Here is a 25,342-nt window from a genome sequence, read left to right on the forward strand (position 1 = left end):
AGTTCCAGTACATCCTGCGCGATGAGTCGATGCACCTGAACTTCGGTATCGACGTGATCAACCAGATCAAAATCGAAAACCCGCACTTGTGGGATGCCGAGATGAAAGAAGAAGCGACCCAGATGATTCTGCAGGGTACGCAGCTGGAGATCGAATACGCTCGCGACACCATGCCGCGTGGGGTGCTGGGCATGAACGCGGCGATGATGGAGGATTACCTCAAGTTCATCGCGAACCGTCGCCTGTCGCAGATCGGCTTGAAGGAAGAGTACCCAGGCACCACCAACCCGTTCCCGTGGATGAGCGAGATCATGGACTTGAAGAAAGAGAAGAACTTCTTCGAGACCCGTGTGATCGAGTATCAGACCGGCGGCGCGTTGAGCTGGGACTGAATCAACACGAACCAATAAATGTGGGAGCGGGCTTGCCCGCGATAGCGCTGTATCAGTCACGGATGTACCCACTGACACACAGCTATCGCGGGCAAGCCCGCTCCCACATTGGCTATTGATGATCCATAGACTTTGCAAGCAAGCCTTTATGCCCAACCAAACCATCAAAACCCCTTGCGTCGGCCTGTGCTCCACCGTCTACGGTGACCTGGTCTGTCGGGGCTGCAAGCGCTATCACCACGAGGTGATCCAGTGGAATGGCTATAACGCCGAGGAAAAACAGGCGGTGTGGCTGCGTCTGGAACAACTGCTGGTACAGGTAATGGCCAGCAAGCTGGAAGTGTTCGACCCGCACTGCCTGCGACAGCAGTTGGAAGCGCGCAAGATTCGTTTTATGCCGCACCAGTCGCCGTATTGCTGGGCATACCAGTTGATTGCGCGGGGTGCGCGTGTGATTTCCAGGCTGGATGCCTATGGTTTGACGCTGTTACCGGAGTTTCGTGAACGCCACCTGGCGGATTTGCGCGATGAGATAGATCGAGAGTTCTTTTTGCTGTCCGAGGCACATTACGAACGCTATATCGCCCCGGTTTTCTTGAAAGAGTCATTCGGGCCGGCGCTGATTGCCACGCGCTGACCCAAATCGCAAACACTGCGGGAACTGGCCATAGGTATTTACATTACTGCGGTACAACGCTGGACCTGTGGCGAGGGAGCTTGCTCCCGTGACGGCCCTGACAGCCGACGATGATCCAACTCACGCTCCGCGACCCAAAGTAGATAAGCGTCGACTATCAGGCCGTCATCGCAGGCAAGCCAGTTCCCACAGTTGGATGCCGTGGCTTCAGGTATATATGGGGCGGCTGTCAGGCCGCCATCACAGGCAAGCCCGTTCCTTCCCAATTGTGTTTAAAATGCCGCCCGCCCGATGACTGACGCTTAACGATGAACCCAGACGCACTCGCTACCCTGCACGCCCACTTGCTCACTGTCCTGGCTGACGCGCCTGCGGAAACCCGGCGCCTGTTCCATGGCCGTGGCCGTTGCTGGCCAGGTCTGGAACAACTGACGGTGGACTGGCTGCAAGGGGTGGTGCTGGTTGCTTTGTTCAAAGAAACCGAGCACCTGAATGCCCTGAAGCACACACTGTTGCAGATCGAGTGGAGCCGTTTCGGCGTGCACACCGTGGCCCTGCAACACCGCTACCTGCCGCAAAGCACCACCGAATGGCTGGTGGGCGACGCCATCGACGAACTGACCATCACCGAGGGCGGCCTGCGCTACCTGATCGACCTGGGTAAAAAACAGAACAGCGGGCTGTTCCTCGACATGCGTTACGGGCGCAACTGGGTGCGCGAACAAGCCCACGGCCAGCGTGTGCTGAATTTGTTTGCCTATACCTGCGGTTTTTCCGTGGCCGCCATCGAAGGCGGCGCCGACCATGTGGTGAACCTGGACATGGCCCGTGGGGCCCTAAGCCGTGGCCGCGACAACCATCGCCTGAATGGGCACGACCTGAGCCGGGTGAGCTTCCTGGGCCACGATCTGTTCAAGTCCTGGGCCAAGGTGACGAACAACGGCCCTTACGACCTGGTGATCATCGACCCGCCCTCCTTCCAGAAAGGCAGTTTCCTGCTGACTAAGGATTACCAGCGCGTGCTGCGCCGCCTGCCAGACTTGCTCAGTGCCCACGGCACCGTGCTGGCATGCATGAACGATCCGGCCTTCGGCGAAGACTTCCTGATCGACGGTGTGACCCGCGAAGCACCGGGCCTGCGGTTTGTACAGCGGCTGGAAAACCCACCGGAATTTCCTGACATTGACCCACAGAGTGGGCTGAAGGCCCTGGTGTTCCGTCAGGGTTGATGCCGAAACATCCTACGCTTGCTACGCTAACGGATACGCCGGGCGGTGAACCTTATCCTCCCCTTCCCGGTCGATACCTGCATTCCCTGGCCAGACTCGACGGCGCTACGTCGTCGGCTGCCCCGTTTGACCTTTTGGAGAACCGCCCGTGATATCGACCCTGCATGTAGCCAGACTCAAAGCCTGGGGCGCCCACGGCTTTACCGCCACCGGTGTGGTACTGGCCTTTTTGGCCACCCTGGCGCTGCTGGAAAACTCCCCCAAAGCGTGCCTGCTGTGGCTGGGCCTGGCACTGGTGGTGGATGGCGTCGACGGCTCGCTGGCGCGACGGGTGAATGTCAGCACGGTGCTGCCCAGCTTTGACGGCTCGGTGCTGGACCTGGTGATCGACTACCTCACCTACGTGTTCATTCCTGCCCTGTTTATCTACCGCTACATCGACCTGCCCGAGTTCACCCACCTGTTTGCGGTGTCGGTGATCCTGGTGTCGTCGCTGTTCTGCTTTTGCAATGTGAACATGAAGAGCAAGGACAACTACTTCGTCGGTTTCCCTGCCGCCTGGAACGTCGTTGCGCTGTGCGTCTATATCATCCAGCCGGATGCCTGGGTCACCTTGCTGACCGTGATCGGCCTGGCGCTGTTGACCGTCACGCCGATGAAGTTCCTGCACCCGTTCCGGGTCAAGCGCTTCATGCCGATCAACATCGCGGTGACCACCATCTGGCTGCTGTGCAGCTTCCTGATGGTGGTGGATTACCCGAACACCAACCCTTGGACATTTGGCTTGTGGTCGCTGATGTCGGCGTACTTCCTGGGTATCTGCATCTGGCGCACGGCCGTGGAATGGCTGGGCGCGCACAAATAACCAAGCGGCCCCGGTAAAAAATGTGGGAGAGGCCTGCGCCCTCCCACATTTGAGTCACATCGCAGTAAGATGCTGGCCTTCTGCGGCCCTCCAACAATAAGCCCTGCCCATGCCTTTCGAACTCAGCGTTGACCTCACCACCCTGGCCATCCTGGCCGTTGTCGCCTTTATCGCCGGTTTTATCGACGCCATCGCCGGCGGTGGCGGTTTGTTGACCACGCCCGCCCTGCTCACCGCTGGCATGCCGCCGCATCTGGTACTGGGCACCAACAAGCTCAGCTCCACCTTCGGCTCGGCCACCGCCAGTTTTACCTTCTACCGGCGCAAGCTGTTCCACCCACGCCAATGGGTGCACGCCATCGTCGGTACCTTGATCGGTGCGCTGACCGGCGCGGTCGTCGCGCATTACTTGCCTGCCGAAACCCTGAACAAGATGCTCCCGGTGATCGTCTTCGCCTGCGGTGTGTACCTGCTGTTCGGTGGCACGCCCAAGGCGCCACTGGACGCGGAGGCACCGATCAAAAAGAAATGGCAAGCCACCCAGGGCTTTGGCCTGGGTTTCTACGACGGCGTGGCCGGGCCCGGCACGGGGGCGTTCTGGACGGTCAGCACGATGCTGCTGCACCCCATCGACCTGGTGAAGGCCAGCGGCGTAGCGCGCAGCATGAACTTCGTCAGCAACGCGGCGGCGCTGACGGTGTTTATCATCAATGGTTCGGTGGACTGGATTGTCGGCCTGGCGATGGGGGTATCGGTGATGTGTGGCGCGTTCTTTGGCGCACGCAGCGCGATCAGCGGCGGCGCCAAATTCATTCGCCCGGTGTTTATCACCGTGGTCCTGGGCCTGACCGTGCGCCTAGCCTGGCAGCACTGGTTCAGCGTGGCCTAAACGGCGGGCCACGTAGAGGTCGATGAGGTAACGCGCAATCGAGCGTGACGCCGGCAACGGCGGCAGCTCGTGGATATTGAACCACTGCGCGTCCTCGATCTCGTCGGCCTGGGGCACGATATCACCACCGGCGTATTCGGCGTGAAAGCCCAGCATCATCGAGTGAGGGAACGGCCAGCATTGGCTGCCCATGTACTGGATGTTCTTGACCTCCAGCTGCACCTCTTCACGCACTTCACGGATCAGGCAGTCTTCGGCGGACTCCCCCGGCTCGGCAAAACCGGCCAGGGTGCTGTAGACCCCGGTGACGAAACGCGGCGAACGCGCCAGCAGGATGTCATCGCCACGGGTCACCAGCACGATCATGCTCGGTGAGATCCGTGGGTAGCTGCGCAGGTCGCAGGCCTGGCAATACATCGCCCGCTCCCTCGGCACCTGTACCATCGCCTGGCCACAACTGCCACAAAAACGGTGTTCCCGCGCCCAGGTACCGATCTGCGCGGCGTAGCCCAGCACCTTGTACAGGGTGTGATCACCTTGCAGCATAAAGCCACGCAAGCCCTGCCAACTGCACCCTGGCACATCAGCCGGCGAGTCGAGTTCCAACAGGTATACCGGCTCGCCGTCGAGGTGGCCGATGCCGTGTTCGGCAAACACCGGCAGGTCCTGGCGCTTGAGCCATTCGCGCGGGAACAGCGGGCCGTTGGTGTCGTGTAAGAAGCCTTCGCGGCTGCGGGCGACGGCCCAGCCGCCGGGGGCGTCGTTGTCCAGCAGCGTTGTGGTAATCCAGCCTGGGGTCATGTCAGTCAATCCACGAATTCGGGTTTCTGCTTACTCATATGGGCCGCAATGGCCACGCGCAGGTCGTTGGATTGCAACATAGCCGAGTTCCAGGTGGCAACGTATTCCAGGCCGTCATTGACTGTGTGGTCACGCATGTAGCTGATCATGGCCTTGGTGCCGGTCACGGCAATCGGCGACTTGGCGGCGATTTGATGGGCCAGGTCCATGACACCCGCCAGCAGGCTTTCATGATCGGCAAACACGCGATTGACCAGGCCGATGCTGCGCGCTTCTTCAGCGCCGAACTGACGACCGGTGTAAGCCAGTTCACGCAGCATCCCGTCGCCAATAATGCGCGGCAGGCGTTGCAAGGTGCCGACGTCGGCGGCCATGCCGATGTCGATTTCCTTGATCGAGAATTGCGCGTCTTCGGCTGCGTAGCGCATGTCGCACGCGCTGATCAGGTCGATGGCACCGCCAATGCAGTAGCCCTGGATCGCCGCCAGCACGGGCTTGCGGCAAGTGTCCACGGCGTTGAACGAGGCTTGCAGCTCGAGAATCTTGCGGCGCAGCAGGCGCGCATTGCGACCCACGTCCTTGCCAAAATCATTAGCGATCGAGGCCAGCATCATCAGGTCGATGCCCGAGGAAAAATGCTTGCCCGCGCCGCTGAGCACCACGGCACGCACGGCATCGGTCTCGTCGACCCATTGGAAGATGTCGATGATTTCGGTCCAGAACGCCGCGTTCATGGCGTTGATCTTTTCCGGGCGATTGATCTGCACATGGGCAACGTTGCCACTGAGCTCGACAACGAAGGCTTGGTATTCGGACATGGCAGTGATCCCTGACTGGCGATTGAGAAAGGCCAGACTATATCAAGGGTGCGCCACGGCGCATCGGCCAAAAACGGGACTGGCCACGGTGAGGGAAAAGACGCTGGATAAAACCCGATGCACAGGCCATCCTTTGCGCTTTAAGCCGCGCTGTGCGCGGCGCTCGACGTTTTAAGGAAATGCCATGCACGCCCAACCCCTCGCTCCCGCCCATTTCGAATTCATTGATGCCACCTTGCTCAAATACGGCGAAGACCACTCGGTGCTGAACATGGCCGAACTCGACGGTTATTTCACCGCCCTGGTTTCCAGCCCGGCCAAGGTGGATGTGGCCGAGTGGTTCCCGGCAATCTGGGGTGGGCAAAACCCTGAATGGGACAACATGGACGAGGCCCAGGCTTTTCTTGAGCTGTGTGTACGCCATATGAATACCCTGGCCGCACAATTGGCCACTGACTCCCAGGCATTCAAAGCCCGTTTCGATGAAACCGAACATCAAGGCCAGGCGGTGACCCTTGCCGAGGAATGGTGCTTTGGTTATGTGCGCGGCGTGACAATCGCCAACTGGCCGCCATTGCCCGCTGTACAAGCCGGGCAACTGGAGCGGATTTCCTGCTGCGCCGAACAGGACAATTTCGAACTGCCGGCAGACCTGGATGTAAACGCCCATCAACTGCAGGTCAGCGAAATCGAACCGGCTGCACGGGCGCTGCATGACTACTGGTTGAGCCAGCGCTAAGGCAGTAGGAGCGAGCTTGCTCGCGAAAAACTTCCAGGCGCCGCGTTCATTCAGGAAGCACGCTTATCGTTGACGTTTTCGCGAGCAAGCTCGCTCCTACATTCGGGCCGCAGCGCATGCCAATAAAATACGCAGATCACCCACTCACTCGACAAGCATGGCGTGTTTGCCTGATGATTCGGGTCCGCACGTCGGCCACTCCACGCCACCTCGCCTTGACCAGGAGCCTTGTACCTTGAGTTCGCAGAAAACCGTGACCGTTACACCGCCCAACTTCCCCCTCACTGGCAAGGTCGCGCCCCCCGGCTCCAAATCCATTACCAACCGTGCGCTGTTGCTCGCAGCACTGGCCAAGGGCACCAGCCGTTTGAGCGGTGCGCTCAAAAGCGATGACACGCGCCATATGTCGGTAGCCCTGCGGCAGATGGGCGTCACCATCGACGAGCCGGACGACACCACCTTTGTCGTCACCAGCCAAGGCTCGCTGCAATTGCCGGCCCAGCCGTTGTTCCTCGGCAACGCCGGCACCGCCATGCGCTTTCTCACGGCTGCCGTCGCCACCGTGCAAGGCACCGTGGTACTGGACGGTGACGAGTACATGCAAAAACGCCCGATCGGCCCGCTGCTGGCCACCCTGGGCCAGAACGGCATCCAGGTCGACAGCCCCACCGGTTGCCCACCGGTAACGGTGCATGGCGCGGGCAAGGTCCAGGCCAGGCGTTTTGAGATTGACGGTGGCTTGTCCAGCCAGTACGTATCGGCCCTGCTGATGCTGGCGGCGTGCGGCGAAGCGCCGATTGAAGTGGCGCTGACCGGCAAGGACATCGGCGCCCGTGGCTATGTGGACCTGACCCTCGATTGCATGCGTGCGTTCGGGGCCCAGGTAGACATCGTGGACGACACCACCTGGCGCGTGGCCCCCACCGGCTATACCGCCCATGATTACCTGATCGAACCTGACGCTTCCGCCGCCACTTACCTGTGGGCCGCAGAAGTACTGACCGGTGGCCGTATCGATATTGGTGTAGCCGCGCAGGACTTCACCCAGCCCGACGCCAAGGCACAGGCCGTGATCGCGCAATTCCCGAACATGCAGGCCACGGTGGTGGGTTCACAAATGCAGGATGCGATCCCGACCCTGGCGGTGCTCGCCGCATTCAACAATACCCCGGTGCGCTTCACTGAACTGGCGAACCTGCGCGTCAAGGAATGTGACCGCGTGCAGGCGCTGCACGATGGCCTCAACGAAATTCGCCCGGGCCTGGCGACCATCGAGGGTGATGACTTGCTGGTTGCCAGCGACCCCGCTTTGGCTGGCACCGCCTGCACCGCACTGATCGACACCCACGCCGACCATCGCATCGCCATGTGCTTTGCCCTGGCCGGGCTGAAAGTCTCGGGCATTCGCATCCAAGACCCTGATTGCGTGGCCAAGACCTACCCTGACTACTGGAAAGCGCTGGCCAGCCTGGGCGTTCACTTAAGCTACTGACACACAAACCTGTAGGAGCGAGCTTGCTCGCGAAAAACGTTAACCAAAACGCGTGTTTGCTGAATGAATGCGGCGCCTGTGAGTTTTTCGCGAGCAAGCTCGCTCCTACAACTGAACCTTGCCGGGAGCGTCAATGACCCTTCGCCAACCCTGCCCACCCGGCGCCTGTGTCTGCAACCGTGAACAACTGCTGGAAGCTCCCGGCGCTGATCTGCGCATTCTGCAACTGACGCGACAGCAGGAAAAAATCCTGCTGGAGCGCCTGGAAAATCTCAAGAGCCTGCAAGACCTCGAACACCTGCAACAGCGGATGTACGACCAACTCGGCATCCGCGTACACATCGCGCCCGGGCATACCGAGGTCAAGAGCATGCGCGGGATCCAGATCGTCATCGACGAACTGCCGGGCATGTGCCGCAAGACCCGCCAGTCGATCCCCGCCTCCATTCGCCGTGGCCTGGAGAAAAACCCAGAGATTGCCTACCGCTTGCTCGACGCCCACGACCTGTTTCGCGACGCTTGAATTATCCCGCGATGGCCTCACGCTCAAACAACCCCTGCCCCACGGTCCGGGCCTTGTGCAAATGCGCCTGGGCCGTGCCACTTTCCGAGTCCAACAACAACTCGGAAGTGAGTACCCGCGCCCCGCAATAATCAAAGATGCCGTAGTCGATCTGGGTATTCATGGCCTTGGCATAACCGTGTCGATCGAAGGCGCTTTCGTCAGCCGCCCCCAGGGCCAGCACATGTACGTGCAAATGCCTGAGTTTCTTCTGCACCGGTGTGTCGGGGCCGTAATCAATCGCCCAGCCATTGACAAATACGCGGTCGACCCAACCCTTGAGCAACGCCGGCATCGACCACCAGTAGATGGGGAACGCCAGCACCAGCGCGTCGGCGCGATCTATGCGGGCCTGTTCGGCCACCACGTCGGCTGGCGGCGTCGCCCGAGTACGGTGCACCCGATGGTCGGCGACGGTGTAGCGTGGATCGAACCCTTCAGCGGCAAGGTCGGCTATTTCAAAGGTGTGGCCAGAGGCGGTCAAGCCCGCGCCCACCTCGGCGGCCACACTGTGGGTGAGAGATTGCGGGTCGTGATGAGCAACTACGATCAGTGCGTGCATGACTTTGACTCCATTTGAGCTTAATCTACTTTTAGTAAGTTACGTCGAATAAGTTACTTTTGGTATATAAGCATGTCAAGCAGTGAATCCCCTGCCCCACGTCGTCGTTTGTCCCGTGAAGATCGCCTGCGCCAGTTACTCGACGTGGCCTGGCAATTAGTGCGTGACGAAGGCACCGACGCCCTGACTCTGGGCCGCCTGGCCGAGCTGGCGGGCGTCACCAAACCAGTGGTTTACGACCACTTCGCTACACGCGCAGGGTTGCTGGCCGCGCTGTATGCAGACTTCGACGCGCGCCAGGACCAGGTATTTGCCGATGCCATCGCCACCAGCAAGGCGACCCTTGAGGACCGCGCGTGGGTTATCGCGTCGTCGTATGTCGATTGTGTGTTGTTGCAAGGTCGGGAAATACCCGGGGTGATTGCCGCCTTGAGCGGTTCGCCGGAGTTGGAAGCATCCAAGCGCGAATACGAGGCGATCTTTCTCGATAAATGCCGAGACGCGCTGTCGCCCTTCACCCACGGCGGCAGCATCTCTCAGGCCGGCCTGCGCGCCATGCTCGGCGCGGCGGAAGCCCTGTCCCATGCGGCGGCCAATGGCGAGATCAGCCGGGAGGAAGCTCAGCAGGAGCTGCTGGAGACTATCCTCGGGATGGTCAGGCGCGTCAGGCCGTAGGCAGACGGCCCTGGACGAACAGTTGCGCCTTGCGCGTCAACTGGTCCAGGTGCCGATCACGCTGTTTCTCTGCGTCGACCATGGCGCGCTTGCCGTGTTTTTGCAGCAGGTAGGTGTGGATCTGCCGCACTTCCAGCGAGCTGTAGATTGAGGCCACATCCAACACGCCCATCAACCCATCGGTGCCGTAGTTGCGGGTGTTCATCACGACCTGGGTGCCACGCGCACCGCGTACCTGGAAACCCATGGCTTCGAACACCGCAACCTTCTCTACCGCACAGGCCAGTTCGGCGTGGGGATAACGCGCCAACACTTCGTCCATCATGCTGCGTGCCACACCCTGGCGACGAAAGCCCGCCTGCACCGCCATAAACGCGATGCCACACGCGTGCGGATCATCCTTCACCGGCAGATACAGGCAAAAACCCACCACCGTCTCGTCTTCCATCGCCACGACCAACTCGACGGCGATGCCCTTTCCGCCATTCAACGCCTCAAGGTACAGGTGCACCTCAAACCCGATGGCGTACTGGTAGATGTTGTAGAGCAGATTGCTCGGTGCCAGCGCTACGCTGCTGATATCGGTGAGGTTGTCCACCACCATCTGCAGGATCTGGCTGTTGATCGGTTCGGGGCACGGCGTGGTGTAGCGGGTAAGACTGAACATGCAAATTCCTGGGGTTTCGCGTCAAGGCAGCGGCGATTGTACCTGTTGCGCGCCGATCATGGCCCGCACACCTCGCGCAAACATGCGCGCAGCCAGCGATGGGCCAGGTCGGCGTCCTGCCGCGGGTGCCACAGCATCGCCACGGTAAATGGCGGCAATGTCACCGGAAGCTCAAAGCAGTACAAGCCTCGAGGCGGCACGGTGATATAGCGCTCAGGCACGCTGGCGATCAGGTCGGTATCACGCGCCAGGGCGATGGCCGTGTTGAAACCGGCGACCACGATGCCGACCTGCCGAACCAGACCTTGCGCCTCAAGGGCCTCGTCGATCTGGCCACGATCCTGCCCACGCCGCGACACGTAGGCATGTTGTCCCTGGGCGAAACGCGCTGCGCTAAGAGGGCCGCGGCTCAGAGCATGGCCCTCACGCACCACGCCCACCAGGCGATCACGGAACAGCGCCTGGGTCAGCACCTCCGGGCTGGCGCCGGCATCGACCACACCGGTTTCCAGGTCGACGACACCGTCGCGCAGCAGCGCACTGTGCTTGTCGCTCTTGTGCACGAAACGCAAGCGCACCCCTGGGGCGTCCTGGGCGATACGCGCCAGCAAGGCGGGGCCGAAGCGTTCGACGAACTCCTCGCTGGTGCGCAGGGTGAAGGTGCGCACCACCTCACCCAAGTCCAGGGTGTTTGCCGGGCGCAATACCGCATGGGCGTCCTGCACCAATTGGCTGACCTGTTCACGCAATTGCAACGCCCGGGGCGTCGGTACCAGGCCGCGCCCGGCACGTACCAGCAGCGGATCGCCAGTGGCTGCACGCAAACGCGCCAGGGCCCGGCTCATGGCCGAAGGGCTCAGGCGCAGGCGCTGGGCGGCGCGAGCGACGCTGCCTTCGGCAAGCAACACGTCCAGGGTGATGAGTAAATTGAGGTCGGGCATGGGGTCTCCTTATCAGGCGTTGGATGCAGCTATAACCTGCAACCCCTGCGTCTTCCGCCATCTTAGGCGACGCCGTAGATTTGCGACAGGTGCATTCACTCAAGGAAACGCGCATGCAAACCTCCACACGCGGCGGCCTGGTGGCCTTGTCGCTGTCCATGTTGCTGGCCGCCCTGGGCACCAGCATCGCGAATGTCGGCCTGCCCAGCCTGGCGCACGCCTTCGGGGCATCGTTTCAGGCCGTGCAGTGGGTGGTGCTCGCCTACCTGCTGGCCATCACCGCCGTGATTGTCAGCGCCGGGCGCCTGGGCGACCGTCTGGGGCGCCGGCGCTTGCTGCTGGCCGGGTTGCTGGTGTTTGCCCTGGCCTGCGCCGGGTGTGCCGCCGCGCCAACCCTGTCCTGGCTGATCGGCGCACGGGCATTCCAGGGCCTGGGCGCGGCGATCATGATGGCGATGACCCTGGGCATGGTCGGTGACACCGTCACGAAAGCGAATACCGGCCGAGTCATGGGCCTGCTCGGCACTATGTCGGCACTCGGCACGGCCATGGGGCCGAGTGTCGGCGGAGTATTGCTCAGCCTGTGGAGCTGGCGCGCGCTGTTTCTGATCGGCCTGCCCTTGGCGGGTTTGGCTGCCGCCCTCGCCTACCGTTATTTGCCGGCGGATGCTCACCGCCGCGACGTTTGGCCAGGCGATACACTCTGGGCGCCCCTGCGCGATGCGCCGTTGCGCGCCGGCCTGGTCATGAGTGTTCTGGTGTCGGCGGTGATCATGGCCACGTTTGTGGTGGGCCCGTTCTACCTGTCCCGTGGCCTGGGCCTCGATCCCGCCTGGATGGGCTTGGCCATGGCCGTCGGGCCAACGGTTGCGGCGGTTACCGGTGTACCGGCGGGTTACCTGACCGATCGCCTCGGCAGCCAACGCCTGACCCTCGTGGGGCTGAGCGTGATGCTGTGCGGGGCCCTGTTGCTGTCGCAGGCGTCCGGGCTTGGTGTTTATCTCGCGGCGCTGATCGTGTTGACAGCCGGCTACAGCCTGTTCCAGGCGGCCAACAACACGGCGGTAATGAGCGATATACAGGCGACACGCCGAGGCACGGTGTCCGGCCTGCTGAATCTGTCGCGTAACCTGGGCCTGATTTTCGGCGCCTCAGCCCTCGGCGCGGTGTTCGCCCGCGCCACCCCGGATGTCAGCCATGCCGCGCCCCAGGCGGTGGAAGTCGGCTTGCACGCGACCTTCGCCATGGCGGTAGGTTTGATACTGCTGGCCATTTTGGTGAAGGTCTTGGTCTGGCGCGATCAGGGCGCGAAACACTCGGCATTCAAGAACTGAGCAAAAAAGTTCGGACCAACGGGTGCATGGATGCACCTGGATCGCGCATCATGGGCACTTTCAAGCTCAAGGGTAACGTCCATGCGCGTTCTGTCATTGATGATGGGTCTTACGACGCTGGCCGCCACTACGGTGTTCTGCGCCAGCGCGATGGCGAATGAAGAAAGTCAGTTAGTCCAACAGATCAACCAATACCGCAGCCAGGTGCAACGCTGCGGTGACCAGGGTTCCCAGGAGCTGCCGCCGCTGACCAGCGATACACGGCTGGTGTTGCCGGCTTCCAATGTCGGCGATTTGCAGCAGTCGCTGGCGCGCGCTGCCTACCCGATGGTGAATGTGCAGGCCATCAGCCTGTCCGGGCCCAAGGATGCCGAGGCCGCGATGAAAGCGGTACGCGAGAGCTTCTGCCGCGTAGTGCTCGATCCGCAATTTGTCGACATCGGGGTCAGCAACAGCGGCCAGGACTGGCGCATCGTGCTGGCTCGCCCGTTGGTGACCAGCGGCCTGGGCGATTGGCAGACCGAAGGCAGAAAACTGCTCGACCTGATCAACACCGCCCGTGCCGAGCCGCGCCAGTGTGGCACCCAGGCGTTCACCGCCACGGCGCCCCTGTCGTGGAACGACACCCTGGCCGGCGCTGCCAACAGCCATACCCGCAACATGGCCAACGGCAATTTCTTCGACCACCTGGACCCCGACGGCCGTACGCCCGGCGACCGCGCCGAGTTGGCGGGGTATATCGCGAAGAATATTGGTGAAAACATCGCCGCCGGCCTCGACACGCCGCGCAAGGTCGTCGACGGTTGGCTCGCCAGCCCCGGCCACTGCGCCAACCTGATGAACCCGCAATTTCGCGAATTGGGTGCCGCCTACGCCATGGACCCCAAGAGTGACGCGGGCATCTATTGGACGGGCTTATTCGGCACGCAATAAGGTTGAGCGCCGGCCCAACCCGGCCAATAATGACGGCGTGCAAATAGACAATGAAATCAAAGTGCTATCAGGGAGATAATTGCGCTGAACTGAATGCGGTCATTCCGGTCTGTTGCTAGTCGGCCTGACTCTTCAAAGCTAAACAATACGTAGCAAGCAAGGTGTGAACCCCATGATGAATTGGCTGCAAGGCAGCAGCGAAATGGCAGAGCGGGTTCGTCAGCACGATTGGGCCAATACGCCCCTGGGGCCACTTGAACACTGGCCCGATGTGTTGAAGACAACCGTTGCGCTGTGCTTCGCGTCGAGTTTCCCCCAGGCCATCGTCTGGGGGCCTCAGTTGATTACCCTCTACAACGACGCGTTCACGCCGATCCTGGGTAGCAAACCCGACGCCTTGGGCCGCCCGTTCAACGAGATCTGGCACGAGGTGTGGGACGATATCAGCCCTATCGCCGACGCCGCGTTCGGTGGGCACGCCACCTATATCGAAAACTTCCCGCTGTTGATCCAACGCAACGAAGCGCCGGAACAAGCCTATTTCACCTTTTGCTACAGCCCGATTCGCAATGCCCAAGGCGTGGTGGTCGGTTTGCTCGACACGGTGACCGAAACAACCGCCACGGTATTCCTGGCCCGTCGCCTGGCAGTGCTGGACGCCATCGGCAACAGCGTGGTCAATGCCACCGACGCCGAAACCATCCTGACGTCTACGACTCGCCTGCTGGCCGAACATCTGCAGGTGTCCATCTGTGCCTACGCCGACATGGACGAAGATGAAGATGGCTTTACCATTCGCGGTGACTGGTCGGCGCATGGCTCGCCGAGCATCATCGGGCATTACAGCCTCGCGGCGTTCGGGGAGTGCGCGGTCAACTGCCTGCGTGCTGGCGAGCCACTGGTGATACGCAATAATCTGATCGAGTTGCCGCCCCATGACGCCGCGAGCTTCCAGGCACTGGGGGTGACAGCCACTATTTGCATGCCGTTGATCAAAGACGGGCGGCTCACCGCGCTGATGGCCGTGCACGACAAACTGCCGCGCTTTTGGTCATCCTATGACATGGCGCTGGTGGGCGAAGTCACCGAGCGTTCCTGGGCGCATATCGAGCGCGTACGCGCCGATGCCGCCGTGCGCGAGGGCCTGGCCGCCTATACAGAGCTCAATGCCAGCCTGGAACAGCGCGTGAATGAGCGTACCCATGCGCTGGCCGAGGCCGAAGCCGCACTGCGCCAGTCACAGAAGCTGGAGGCCATCGGCCAACTGACCGGCGGCGTCGCCCATGACTTCAACAACCTGCTGACCATTATTCGCTCGTCGGTGGACTTCCTGCGCCAGCCCGGCCTGTCCGAGGAGCGTCGGCAACGCTACATGTGCGCGGTGTCCGACACCGTCGAGCGGGCCAGCAAGCTCACCAGCCAACTGCTCGCCTTTGCCCGGCGCCAACCACTGAACCCGCAGGTGTTCGATGTCGGCCAGCGCGTGCAGAATATCGGCGAGATGCTCGAAAGCGTCACCGGCGCACGCATTCACGTGCAGGTGCAATTGCCCGATCAGCCCTGCTATGCACGCATCGACCCCAGCCAGTTCGAAACCGCACTGATCAACATCGCCCTCAACGCCCGCGATGCGATGGACGGCCAGGGTACCCTGACCCTCAAAGTCGCAGGGCAGCAAGCGCTGCCACGTATTCGCGGGGATGCCGAGTCGTGCATGCCCTACATCGCCATTTCCCTGGCCGACACCGGCAGCGGGATTCCCAGCGACACCTTCGAGCGCATCTTCGAGCCGTTCTTCACCACCAAGGCCGTGGGCAAAGGCACCGGCCTGGGCCTGTCGCAGGTATTCGGCTTTGCCAAGCAGTCAGGCGGCAATATCGATGTGGCCAGCACCCTCGGCCAAGGCACGGTGTTTACCTTGTATCTGCCGCAAGTCGAAGGCGAAGCGGCGCCGGATCAAGACACCCCTGCAGATCTGCCAGCGCCGCAGGAGGCTGCTCATCAACATGTGCTGATCGTTGAGGACAACTTAGAGGTGGGACGCTTCGCCAGCCAGATCCTCAAGGACCTGGGTTACCAGACCACCTGGGCGACCAATGCCGAACAGGCGCTGAACCTCGCTGGCAATGACGTCCAGGGGTTCGACGCGATTTTCTCCGACGTGGTGATGCCCGGCATGACCGGCGTGGCCATGGCCAGGTTGCTGCGCCAGCGCCGCCCCGACCTGCCCGTGGTACTCGTCTCTGGCTACAGTGAGGAACTGGCAGACAGCGGCTACGAAGGCTTTGAGTTCCTCGCCAAGCCCTACTCCGCCGACCAAGTTGCGCGGGTGCTGGCAAAGGCGATGTGCAAGGATCAGTCGACGACCGCTACCTGATTGCGACCCGATGCCTTGGCCTGGTACAGGGCCTTGTCGGCGCTGTTCATCAAGGCGTTCAAATCCAGAGGCTGAGTGCAGGTCGATGCCACGCCCAGACTTGCGCTCACCCCTTGTACCGGGTCGGCTGGCAAATCATGAATCGTCTGGATCAACTCCTCGGCGATGCTGCGCGCGGTCTCCAACGAGGTATTGGGCAGCAACACCGCAAACTCTTCACCCCCCAGGCGACCGTAGATATCGGTCTGGCGAAAGGACGCACTGATCACCGCGCCAATCTGGCGCAACACCTGGTCGCCGGCCTGGTGGCCGTAGGTGTCATTGATGGCTTTGAAGTGGTCCATGTCCATCATCAATGCACACAGCGGCTGCTGCTCGCGGAGGCACTGGGCATACAGCAATTGGGCCTGTTCGTAGAACGCCCGACGGTTCATCAGCCCGGTTAACTCATCGGTCTGGGCGGCACGGGTGGAAATATGATGAGCGCGCTCCATTTGCCTCGTCAGACGGAAGGCTTTTTCCAGGGCATCGGACAGCTTGCGCGTCGCACCGACCACAAACGAAGCAAACACCAGCACCGCCAGCGCCACGCCAACCTGCATCGGCGAAGGCTGAAACAGCATCCATACCGTGCAGGGAAGCAACACCAGCGCCATCGAGCCCAGCGTCATGTAGCGATAGGCTGAATAACAGGACACCGCGCTGACCGACATGCCCACGGTAAACAGCATCACCAGCACCTGGGACAAGCGGTCATCGACCGGCATCACCGCCAGCGCCCCGCCGCCCCAGATACCCGCCGACAGCATCAGCGTGACCCAGTAGTGGCGCTCCCAACGTGCGGGTGTGCGCCCCGCGTCAGGGCAGCGAAACCATTGCACAAACAGATGCAGGCGCACCAATGACGAGCCCGCCAGCAGTACCAGCCACACCAGGATGACCTGCTGATCGAATCGATCCCAGCACAGCCAGCAGAGCATGACGGCGCCCAGGTAGCTGCCGAAGATCGCCGAGAATGATTGACGAAACAGCTGGTGCAAACGGTCGGTTCGCACCTGCTCTTCGATGAGGTGACCCTGATCTTGCCCGAGGCTATGCATGGGGTTGGCCTGTTTGACCGGCGACGGCAAAGGCGCCATTGTGGCACCTTGCCAGCAAGCCGAACAGCGGCATACGCTGCGCTAGAGCGTTTCAGGCTCTTGAGGTCGCAAAATGAGCACGCCCAGGGGCGGCAGGTTCAACGACAGCGACACCGGTTGCCCATGGCGCGGCTCATCCTGGGTAAACACGGCCCCGCCATTCCCGTAATTGGAGCCCGCGTAGGTATCGGCATCACTGTTGATCACCTCACTCCACCGCCCGCCAAACGGCACACCGACTGCGTAGCCTTCACGGGGCACCGGGGTGAAGTTGGCAACCACCAACACCGGCTTGCCGTCCTTGCTCCAGCGCAGCCAGGCGTAGACGCTATTGATCGCGTCATCACCGATCAGCCATTGGAAGCCCTGGGGCGCATCGTCCTGTTCGTGCAGCGCCGGCTCTTCGCGGTACAGGCGGTTCAAATCGCCTACCAGCTTCTGCACCCCACGGTGCTCGGGGTACTGCAGTAAATACCAATCCAGTTGCTGATCGTGGTTCCACTCGCGCCATTGGCCAAATTCGCAGCCCATGAACAGCAGCTTCTTGCCGGGGTGCATCCACATGAAACTGAGGTAGGCGCGCAGGTTGGCAAATTTCTGCCAGCGGTCGCCGGGCATCTTGTCGATCAGCGAGTGCTTGCCGTGCACCACCTCATCATGGGAAATCGGCAGGATAAAGCGCTCCGACCAGGCGTACACCAGCCCGAAACTCAGCTCGTTGTGATGATGGGCGCGGTACACCGGGTCTTGCTGGATGTAATGCAGGGAGTCGTGCATCCAGCCCATGTTCCATTTGTAATTGAACCCCAGGCCACCCTGTTGGGTAGGCTGGCTGACGCCGGGCCAGGCCGTGGACTCTTCGGCAATCACCAAGGCGCCCGGGGCTTCAAGGGCAACCACGTCGTTCAGGTGCCGCAAGAAGTCGATGGCTTCCAGGTTCTCGCGACCGCCATGGCGGTTGGGCACCCATTCACCGGCCTTGCGCGAATAATCGCGATACAGCATGGAGGCCACTGCGTCCACGCGCAGGCCATCGACGTGGAAATGCTTGAGCCAGTGCAAGGCCGACGCGAGCATGAAACCGTGGACCTCGGTGCGGCCCAGGTTGTAGATCAGCGTGTCCCAGTCCTGGTGAAAGCCTTCCAGGGGGTTGGCGTATTCGTACAGCGCGGTACCGTCAAATTGCGCCAGGCCGTGGGTATCGGTGGGGAAATGCGCGGGTACCCAATCAAGGATCACGCCGATATCGGCCTGATGGCAGGCATTGACGAACCAGGCAAAGTCTTCCGGCGAGCCAAAGCGAGCACTGGGGGCAAACTGGGATAACGCCTGATAGCCCCAGGAGCCACCAAAGGGGTGTTCCATGATCGGCATCAGCTCGATATGGGTGAAGCCCAATTGTTGAACGTAAGGAATCAGCCGCTCAGCCAGTTCGCGCCAGCCATATTGACGGGCCACTTCACCGGCCTCGTCCAGCTCGCACTGCCAGGACCCCACATGCAGCTCGTAGATCGACAACGGCGCGGTGGTTTTCTGCTTGTCTCCCCGCGATTGCATCCACTCATGGTCCTGCCAATCCACTTGCAAAGGTGCGGCGACCTTCGAGGCGGTGTCCGGCGGCAGTTGGGTGGCCAGCGCCACAGGGTCGGCCTTGAGCGGCAAAATGCCGTGGGCACCGAGAATTTCATACTTGTAGGCCGCGCCCGGCTGCAGGCGTGGGATGAAGATTTCCCACACGCCCGATGGATGGCGCAGGCGCATCGGGTGGCGGCGCCCGTCCCAGATATTGAAGTCGCCCACCACCGAAACCCGCCGTGCATTCGGCGCCCAGACGGCAAAGCGCACGCCTTGCACGCCGTCAACGCTGACCACCTGAGCCCCCAGGCAGTTGCCCAGGTCACGATGATTGCCTTCGGCAAACAGGTACAGGTCCATTTCCCCCAGCAGCAATTGGCTGAAGCTGTAGGGGTCTTCGGTGATCTGCTCACCGCCGGCCCACTGGATTTTCAGCAGGTAGGGCTGGCGAGTGCTGAAGTGCCCAATAAACAGGCCTGGCACCTGGGTGGCATCGAGGCTGCCAAACGGCTCACCCGTGTCACGCGCCAGTACCTGGACACTCAGGGCCTCGGGCAGGAACGCACGGATAAACTGGCCGCCCTGCTCGTCATCATGGGGCCCCAGGATCGAAAAAGGATCGGGGTGCTCGGCGCGCACCAGCGCATCGACGTCCTTGGACGCCGGCAATGCAGTCAACTTGGGCTGCAGCGGTTCTCTCTGTGTAAAACTCATGACGTCTCCCCACCGCGTACAGGTTTAGATATAGGTGTCAGCCCGCTCAGCAAGCCGTGCAGCCCTTGCAGGGGCACCGGCAGCCAGGTCGGGCGGTTTTCTGCTTCGTAGGCCACTTCGTACGCGGCCTTTTCCAGGCTGAACAAGGTCAGCGCTGCGTCTTGGCCGTTGGCATCCTGCCAGTCATGCGCCAGTGTAGACGCAGCGGCCTGGTAAGCCTGGGTAAATGCTACGCGGGCTTCATTCAGGTAGCGGTCGGTCACGCGTTTACGCGCAGCGTTCGCTTCTGGCGTGTGATCCACCCCCTGCACATTCAGCGCCATCGCCGCGGCATAATCGAAGGAACGCAGCACACCGCTCACATCTTTATAAGGGCTGTGTTTGCCGCGCCGCTCATGCAGCGGTCGCGCCGGTTCGCCCTCGAAGTCGATCAAGTAGGCATCACCCTTGACCACCAATACCTGGCCCAGGTGCAAGTCACCATGGACGCGAATGCGCAACCCGCCCGCCGTGGCTTTGGCCAACGCCTGGACATGCGCCGCGATGGCTTTTTTCTGCGCCAGTAATTGACTGACCAACGCCTGGTCGGCGGGGTTCAACTGGCTTTGATTAAGCTTGAGCAACTGCAAGGCGCGGTCGATCTGGGCGCCGACATCCTTGGCCCAGGCTTGGGTGTCTTTGGCTGTGGTGGGTTCGGGTTTGAAAGCCTTGTCGGCGGTTGGCGCACCCAACACCAGGTGCATTTCACCCAGGCGCTGACCGAGCAAACCGGCAAAATCCGCCAGTTCGCCGAGGGCGTTGTAGTGCTGTTCCTGTTCAGAGATCGCCTCGGCCAGCTCATCGCGGATCGCGCGCTCCAGGTTGTTCTGGGTCCAGCTCCAGGCATCGCCCTGATTGCTCAGGTAACCCTGGGCAATCATCAGCAGGTTGTCCTGCCCCTGCCCGTCGCGGCGGCTCATAAAGCCCAACAGCGGCGAGATATTCGGGTAGCCGGCGGCGGTCAGGTAGGCACTCATTTCCAGCTCCGGGTGCACACCGGCGCTGACTTTACGAATCAGCTTGAGCACCAGGCTGTCACCGACCACCACCGAGCTGTTGGACTGCTCGGCAGACAAATAACGCACCGGCGATTCACGGGTCAGTTGCAGTGCGGCCAAGTGCTCAGTCGCCTCGAACCGCAGATCGCCGTCAGGGGTATTGAGCACGGTGCCGGCCTGCATGGCCTGGATCACCTCAAGGATAAAATGCTCAAGGCTGAAGGCATCGGTCACCAAACCTACCTGGCGGGTGCGTCGTACTCGGGCCAACGCCAATTGCTGGGGCAAGGCGCTGGTGAACTGGTCTTCGCCAAGGAAGCCCAAGGGCAGTTGGTAGCGGCTGACCTGGCCAGCACTGGTCACTTCGATCTCGCTGAGCAACACCGGATGCTGCGGGTCGCCAAAACGCACGCCATAAGCGATGTGCACCGTGTCGATTGCCGTATCTTTGCCGGCAAACCAGCGACGCTTGGGCAGCCAGGCGGGCAGTGAAGTCTGTTCCAGGCTGGTGCGGCAAGGTTTTTCCAGTAACTCTTCCATGCGTTTTTTCAGTACCAAAGTGGTGAAGTCGGGCATGCTTTGCGCCGGTTCCACATGCCAGCTGGGCATCTGGTTTTCCGCTGCCAGCACGAACCAATAGAAACCATAGGGCGCCAGGGTCAGCAGGAAATTCAGCTGGCCGATCGGCGGGAAGGCATTACCGCCGAGCATCTCTACCGGCACCATGCCGGCAAAGGCCGACAGATCCAGCTCCGCCGCCTGGGCGCTGCGCGACACATTGGCTACGCACAGGATGATCTCGGTGTGGCCGTCTTCGCCGGTGTATTCACGGGTGTAAGCCAGGATGCGCCTGTTAGTCGGCGAGAGCATCTTCAGGCTGCCACGGCCAAACGCCTTAGACTGCTTGCGCACTGCGAGCATGCGCCGGGTCCAGTTGAGCAATGAGTGCGGGTCTTGGGCTTGGGTCTCGACGTTGACCGACTGGTAACCGTATTGCGGGTCCATGATCGGCGGCAACACCAGGCTGGCCGGGTCGGCACGGGAAAACCCGCCATTGCGGTCGATGGACCATTGCATGGGCGTGCGCACGCCGTCACGGTCGCCCAGGTAGATGTTGTCGCCCATGCCGATTTCATCGCCGTAGTACAGGGTCGGCGTGCCCGGCATCGACAGCAACAGGCTGTTGAGCAATTCCACCCGCCGACGATCCCGCTCCACCAGCGGCGCCAGGCGTCGCCGAATGCCCAGGTTGATACGGGCGCGGCGGTCTGCGGCGTAGTAGTTCCACAGGTAGTCGCGCTCTTTGTCGGTGACCATTTCCAGGGTCAGCTCATCATGGTTGCGCAGGAAAATTGCCCACTGGCAGTTGGCGGGAATCTCCGGGGTCTGGCGCAGAATGTCCGTGATGGGGAAGCGATCTTCCTGGGCCAACGCCATGTACATGCGCGGCATCAGTGGAAAGTGGAACGCCATGTGGCATTCATCGCCGTCATCACCCTTTCTGTCGCCAAAGTACAGCTGCGTGTCTTCGGGCCACTGGTTGGCTTCGGCCAGCAGCATGCGGTCGGGGTAATGGGCGTCGATCTCGGCGCGGATCTGCTTGAGTACGTCGTGGGTTTCCGCCAGGTTTTCGTTGTTGGTGCCGTCCCGTTCGATCAGGTAGGGAATGGCGTCCAGGCGCAGGCCGTCGATGCCCAGGTCGAGCCAATAGCGCATCACCGACAGCACCGCTTTCATGACCTGCGGGTTATCAAAGTTGAGGTCGGGTTGGTGCGAGTAAAAGCGGTGCCAGAAGTACTGGCCGGCCACCGGGTCCCAGGTCCAGTTGGACTTTTCGGTGTCGAGGAAAATAATGCGTGTGCCGTCGTATTTCTGGTCATCATCCGACCACACGTAGAAGTCCCGTGCGGCCGAGCCTGGCTTGGCCTTGCGCGCGCGCTGGAACCAGGGGTGCTGGTCGGAGGTGTGGTTGATCACCAGTTCAGTGATCACGCGCAGCCCGCGTTGGTGGGCTTGGGCAATAAAGCGCTTGGCGTCGGCCATCGTCCCGTAGTCGCTGTGCACGCCGCGGTATTCGGCAATGTCGTAGCCGTCATCACGCCGGGGAGACGGGTAGAACGGCAGCAGCCAGATGGTGTTCACGCCGAGGTCGGCGATGTAGTCGAGCTTGGCGATCAGCCCGGCAAAGTCACCAATGCCGTCGTTGTTGGAGTCGAAATAGGATTTGACGTGAACCTGGTAGATCACCGCGTCTTTGTACCAGAGCGGGTCTTTGATAAAGGTGGCTGCCTTGGGTTTCTTGGCCATTGCAAACTCCTGAAAAGACAAAGTTCTCGAGGATCGTTCCCACGCTCCGCTTAGGAACGCAGCCCCGGACGCTCCGCGTCCCAAGCGCGACGCAGAGCGTCAAGCGAGGCATTCCCACGCAGAGCGTCAAGTGAGGCGTTCCCACGCAGAGCGTCAAGTGAGACGTTCCCACGCAGAGCGTGGGAACGAGCACTCAGGATGTGCTGATGCGCCATATCCCGAACGGCATCTGCGGCTCCAGCCGGGTCCATTGGGTCTTGCCGTACCAGGTCCAGCGATGGCCGTTCATCAAGTCTTCGCCCTGGGTCTGGGCATCGTCGGGCAAGCCCATCTCCCACAGCGGCAATTCAAAGTGGGCTTCCTGGGCGTTGTGCGGGTCGAGGTTGACGGCGACCAGAATGAAATTGCTGCCGTCTTCGCTGCGCTTGCCGAAATACAGAATGTTGTCGTTCCAGGCGTTGTAGAGCTTGAGCCCCAGGTGCGTGTGTAACGCCGGGTTCTGGCGGCGGATGCGGTTGAGCTGGGCGATCTCGGCGATGATGTTGCCCGGCGCGGTGAAGTCCCGAGGTCGGATTTCGTACTTCTCCGAGTCCAGGTATTCCTCTTTGCCCGGCACCGGCGCGGCTTCGCATAACTCAAAACCCGAATACATTCCCCACAGGCCCGAGCCCATCGTGGCCAGCGCAGCGCGGATCAGGAAGCCTGCGCGACCGGACTCATGCAGGAAACCCGGGTTGATGTCCGGCGTATTGACGAAGAAGTTCGGGCGGTAGCACTCACGCCAGGGCGACTGGTTCAGTTGGCCAAGGTACTCGCTCAGCTCAGCCTTGGTGTTGCGCCAGGTGAAGTAGGTATAGCTCTGGGAATAGCCGACCTTGCCCAGGCGCGCCATCATTGCCGGGGTGGTGAAAGCTTCGGCGAGGAAGATCACCTCCGGGTACTTGGCACGCACGTCGCTGATCAGCCATTGCCAGAACGGCAGCGGCTTGGTGTGCGGGTTGTCGACGCGAAAAGTCTTCACGCCCTCTTCCACCCAGCCCACCACGATGTCACGCAGCTCGGTCCACAGGCTGGGGATGGCATCGGCCGCATAGAAATCGACGTTAACGATGTCCTGGTACTTTTTCGGCGGATTTTCCGCGTATTTGATCGTGCCGTCCGGGCGCCAGTTGAACCAACCCGGATGCTGTTTGAGCCACGGGTGGTCCTGGGAGCACTGGATGGCGAAATCCAGGGCGATTTCCAGGCCGTGGTCGGCAGCAGCCTTGACCAACCGGCGGAAATCATCGCGAGTGCCCAACTGAGGGTGAATAGCCTCGTGACCGCCCTCCTCACTGCCAATGGCGTAGGGGCTGCCCGGATCATCAGGGCCGGCGGTGAGTGAGTTGTTCTTGCCCTTGCGGTGGCTACGGCCGATGGGGTGGATCGGCGGGAAATACAGCACGTCGAAGCCCATGTCGTGAATCATCGGCAAGCGTGCGTGCACGTCGTTAAAGGTGCCGTGCCGCGCCGGATCGTCGGTGATCGAGCGGGGAAACAGCTCGTACCAGCTGGCAAATTGTGCGGCTTCACGTTCCACGTCAATCGGGTACGCGGGGCTGACGCTCAAATAGGCGCGATGGTCGGCCTGGGTCATCAGGTGTGCACTGTCTTCGTGCAGGAACAACGCCACCTGCTCGGTTTCCAACAGGCCGGAAAGCTCATGATGCAACAGCATCAAGCGGTCACGCAGTTCGTTGTCACTGCGTTCGGCGGCCTGCAGCACCAGGCTACGGCCCTCCTGCAACTCCAGGCTGACGGGCACGCCAGCTTCATGCTTCTTGCGCAGTTCGTAACAGAAGCTGGCAAAGGTATCGATCCAGGCTTCGATGCAGTACTCATGGCGGCCTTGGTGGGCCACGGTAAACGCGCCCTCCCAACCGTTGTTGCCGATATCAAGCATGACTACGCTGTGCCAGCTTTCGTCTCCCAGGGCGCGCCAGCGGATCAACACCGCCAGTTTATCGTGGCCATCGGCGAACACTTTGCTGGTGACATGAACCCGCTGGCCCACCACCGCCTTGACGGCAAACTCCCCGTTGTCGATGACCGGCATGGTGCTTTCGATCGCGATCCTGGGTAGCAGCAGCGCCTGCGACAACGGCAGCACGGAGTCTTCTGGAACCAGTGTTTCGGCAGTCATCGAGCAGCTTCCCCTTACGCCCTTTGGACGCTCTTTGCTTGATACGAATTCAGGTACGGCGACGCTATCCTTGAGCTGGGCCGTTTAAAGTCCGAGCCTGGGCGCTGCCCAAAAGTTCAGGTGGATATACCGCCCCTGGGCGGGAATCATTTCCAGCAGGCAATGGTCCACCAACAGAGCAAAGCACAAATGAGGCCATACCCATGAGTATCCCGATCCCCCCTGAACCCGAAGATCCGAATATCGACGCCCCCCCATTGCCCCCGCCCGAACCGGAGCGCGACCCTGAACGGGAGCCGCCTGAAAACCAGCCGCCACCGGTGCAGGAACCGCCCACGACGATGCCGCCGGTTATTGCCTGACTCACAGACACGCAAGCACTTGCCCGTGAAAGTATCGCGGGCAAGCGCTACTGAGCTTTCCTACTTCAATCACCGACAATACCGAGATCCCGCTCTTGATGAACAAGATAGAT

The 25,342-nt window shown here is 61.4% G+C and carries 22 protein-coding genes; 13 read left to right on the plus strand and 9 right to left on the minus strand.

Annotation, left to right across the window (positions count from 1 at the left end):
* From HBO10_RS16400 to HBO10_RS16420, 5 genes are all read left to right on the plus strand, one after another.
* Positions 1-392, plus strand: a 392-nt coding sequence (locus tag HBO10_RS16400) for a ribonucleotide-diphosphate reductase subunit beta (protein WP_169922012.1), incomplete at its 5' end; no start/stop codon positions are given.
* 148 nt (positions 393-540) lie between these two features.
* Positions 541-1,029: a DUF1289 domain-containing protein gene (locus HBO10_RS16405; protein WP_034127619.1), complete on the plus strand. Its 489-nt coding sequence runs from the start codon at positions 541-543 to the stop codon at positions 1,027-1,029.
* A gap of 308 nt (positions 1,030-1,337) precedes the next feature.
* Complete coding sequence (locus HBO10_RS16410) at positions 1,338-2,258, plus strand: class I SAM-dependent methyltransferase (protein ID WP_034127620.1); 921 nt, start codon at positions 1,338-1,340, stop codon at positions 2,256-2,258.
* 148 nt (positions 2,259-2,406) lie between these two features.
* On the plus strand, positions 2,407-3,123 hold the full coding sequence (pcsA, locus tag HBO10_RS16415) for a phosphatidylcholine synthase (RefSeq protein WP_014718666.1): 717 nt from the start codon (positions 2,407-2,409) through the stop codon (positions 3,121-3,123).
* A 109-nt stretch (positions 3,124-3,232) separates the two neighbouring features.
* Complete coding sequence (locus HBO10_RS16420; RefSeq protein ID WP_003191011.1) at positions 3,233-4,012, plus strand: TSUP family transporter; 780 nt, start codon at positions 3,233-3,235, stop codon at positions 4,010-4,012.
* Here the strand turns inward: HBO10_RS16420 and nudC are convergent.
* Both nudC and HBO10_RS16430 read right to left on the minus strand, forming a co-directional pair.
* Positions 3,980-4,813 carry an NAD(+) diphosphatase gene (nudC, locus tag HBO10_RS16425; RefSeq protein WP_034127621.1) on the minus strand — a complete coding sequence of 278 codons (834 nt, stop codon included), beginning with the start codon at positions 4,811-4,813 and terminating at the stop codon, positions 3,980-3,982. The two genes, HBO10_RS16420 and nudC, sit on opposite strands and share 33 nt — an antisense overlap.
* A gap of 5 nt (positions 4,814-4,818) precedes the next feature.
* Positions 4,819-5,631: a crotonase/enoyl-CoA hydratase family protein gene (locus HBO10_RS16430; RefSeq protein WP_034127622.1), complete on the minus strand. Its 813-nt coding sequence runs from the start codon at positions 5,629-5,631 to the stop codon at positions 4,819-4,821.
* Positions 5,632-5,815: 184 nt separating this feature from the next.
* On the opposite strand from HBO10_RS16430, the gene HBO10_RS16435 reads away from it, so the two are divergent.
* The 3 genes from HBO10_RS16435 to HBO10_RS16445 all read left to right on the plus strand — a co-directional run bounded on the left by HBO10_RS16435 (position 5,816) and on the right by HBO10_RS16445 (position 8,385).
* Entirely contained in the window at positions 5,816-6,370 is a 555-nt protein-coding gene (locus tag HBO10_RS16435) for a UPF0149 family protein (RefSeq protein ID WP_034127623.1), read from the plus strand.
* A 235-nt stretch (positions 6,371-6,605) separates the two neighbouring features.
* On the plus strand, positions 6,606-7,862 hold the full coding sequence (locus HBO10_RS16440) for a 3-phosphoshikimate 1-carboxyvinyltransferase (protein WP_034127624.1): 1,257 nt from the start codon (positions 6,606-6,608) through the stop codon (positions 7,860-7,862).
* Between the two features lie 133 nt (positions 7,863-7,995).
* Positions 7,996-8,385, plus strand: a complete 390-nt coding sequence (locus HBO10_RS16445; protein ID WP_034127625.1) for a hypothetical protein — start codon at positions 7,996-7,998, stop codon at positions 8,383-8,385.
* Position 8,386: 1 nt separating this feature from the next.
* On the opposite strand, the gene HBO10_RS16450 is transcribed toward HBO10_RS16445, so the two are convergent.
* On the minus strand, positions 8,387-8,986 hold the full coding sequence (locus tag HBO10_RS16450; protein WP_034127626.1) for an NAD(P)H-dependent oxidoreductase: 600 nt from the start codon (positions 8,984-8,986) through the stop codon (positions 8,387-8,389).
* 72 nt (positions 8,987-9,058) lie between these two features.
* On the opposite strand from HBO10_RS16450, the gene HBO10_RS16455 reads away from it, so the two are divergent.
* On the plus strand, positions 9,059-9,661 hold the full coding sequence (locus tag HBO10_RS16455; protein WP_034127627.1) for a TetR/AcrR family transcriptional regulator: 603 nt from the start codon (positions 9,059-9,061) through the stop codon (positions 9,659-9,661).
* Here HBO10_RS16455 and HBO10_RS16460 read toward each other — a convergent pair.
* Positions 9,651-10,328 carry a GNAT family N-acetyltransferase gene (locus HBO10_RS16460; RefSeq protein ID WP_034127628.1) on the minus strand — a complete coding sequence of 226 codons (678 nt, stop codon included), beginning with the start codon at positions 10,326-10,328 and terminating at the stop codon, positions 9,651-9,653. The two genes, HBO10_RS16455 and HBO10_RS16460, sit on opposite strands and share 11 nt — an antisense overlap.
* Before the next feature lie 56 nt (positions 10,329-10,384).
* Positions 10,385-11,269 (minus strand): LysR family transcriptional regulator, encoded by an 885-nt coding sequence (locus HBO10_RS16465; protein WP_034127629.1) that lies wholly within the window; start codon positions 11,267-11,269, stop codon positions 10,385-10,387.
* Between the two features lie 113 nt (positions 11,270-11,382).
* On the opposite strand from HBO10_RS16465, the gene HBO10_RS16470 reads away from it, so the two are divergent.
* The 3 genes from HBO10_RS16470 (at position 11,383) to HBO10_RS16480 (ending at position 15,913) form a co-directional block, all read left to right on the plus strand.
* Complete coding sequence (locus tag HBO10_RS16470; RefSeq protein ID WP_034127630.1) at positions 11,383-12,603, plus strand: MFS transporter; 1,221 nt, start codon at positions 11,383-11,385, stop codon at positions 12,601-12,603.
* Between the two features lie 81 nt (positions 12,604-12,684).
* On the plus strand, positions 12,685-13,536 hold the full coding sequence (locus tag HBO10_RS16475) for a CAP domain-containing protein (RefSeq protein ID WP_014718680.1): 852 nt from the start codon (positions 12,685-12,687) through the stop codon (positions 13,534-13,536).
* 172 nt (positions 13,537-13,708) lie between these two features.
* Positions 13,709-15,913 (plus strand): GAF domain-containing protein, encoded by a 2,205-nt coding sequence (locus tag HBO10_RS16480; RefSeq protein ID WP_034127631.1) that lies wholly within the window; start codon positions 13,709-13,711, stop codon positions 15,911-15,913.
* Here the strand turns inward: HBO10_RS16480 and HBO10_RS16485 are convergent.
* The 4 genes from HBO10_RS16485 to HBO10_RS16500 all read right to left on the minus strand — a co-directional run bounded on the left by HBO10_RS16485 (position 15,892) and on the right by HBO10_RS16500 (position 24,867).
* Complete coding sequence (locus tag HBO10_RS16485) at positions 15,892-17,052, minus strand: sensor domain-containing diguanylate cyclase (RefSeq protein ID WP_034127632.1); 1,161 nt, start codon at positions 17,050-17,052, stop codon at positions 15,892-15,894. The two genes, HBO10_RS16480 and HBO10_RS16485, sit on opposite strands and share 22 nt — an antisense overlap.
* 42 nt (positions 17,053-17,094) lie before the next feature.
* Entirely contained in the window at positions 17,095-19,341 is a 2,247-nt protein-coding gene (gene glgB, locus HBO10_RS16490; protein ID WP_034127633.1) for a 1,4-alpha-glucan branching protein GlgB, read from the minus strand.
* Positions 19,338-22,685: a maltose alpha-D-glucosyltransferase gene (gene treS, locus HBO10_RS16495; protein ID WP_034127634.1), complete on the minus strand. Its 3,348-nt coding sequence runs from the start codon at positions 22,683-22,685 to the stop codon at positions 19,338-19,340. The genes glgB and treS overlap by 4 nt, the downstream gene beginning before the upstream one ends.
* A 193-nt stretch (positions 22,686-22,878) precedes the next feature.
* On the minus strand, positions 22,879-24,867 hold the full coding sequence (locus tag HBO10_RS16500) for an alpha-1,4-glucan--maltose-1-phosphate maltosyltransferase (protein WP_034127635.1): 1,989 nt from the start codon (positions 24,865-24,867) through the stop codon (positions 22,879-22,881).
* A gap of 203 nt (positions 24,868-25,070) precedes the next feature.
* Between HBO10_RS16500 and HBO10_RS16505 the strand changes: the two genes are divergently transcribed.
* Positions 25,071-25,229 carry a hypothetical protein gene (locus HBO10_RS16505; RefSeq protein ID WP_169922035.1) on the plus strand — a complete coding sequence of 53 codons (159 nt, stop codon included), beginning with the start codon at positions 25,071-25,073 and terminating at the stop codon, positions 25,227-25,229.
* Positions 25,230-25,342: the final 113 nt, after the last annotated feature.

The organism is Pseudomonas sp. WS 5503 (assembly GCF_012985385.1).
Lineage (GTDB): Bacteria > Pseudomonadota > Gammaproteobacteria > Pseudomonadales > Pseudomonadaceae > Aquipseudomonas > Aquipseudomonas paracarnis.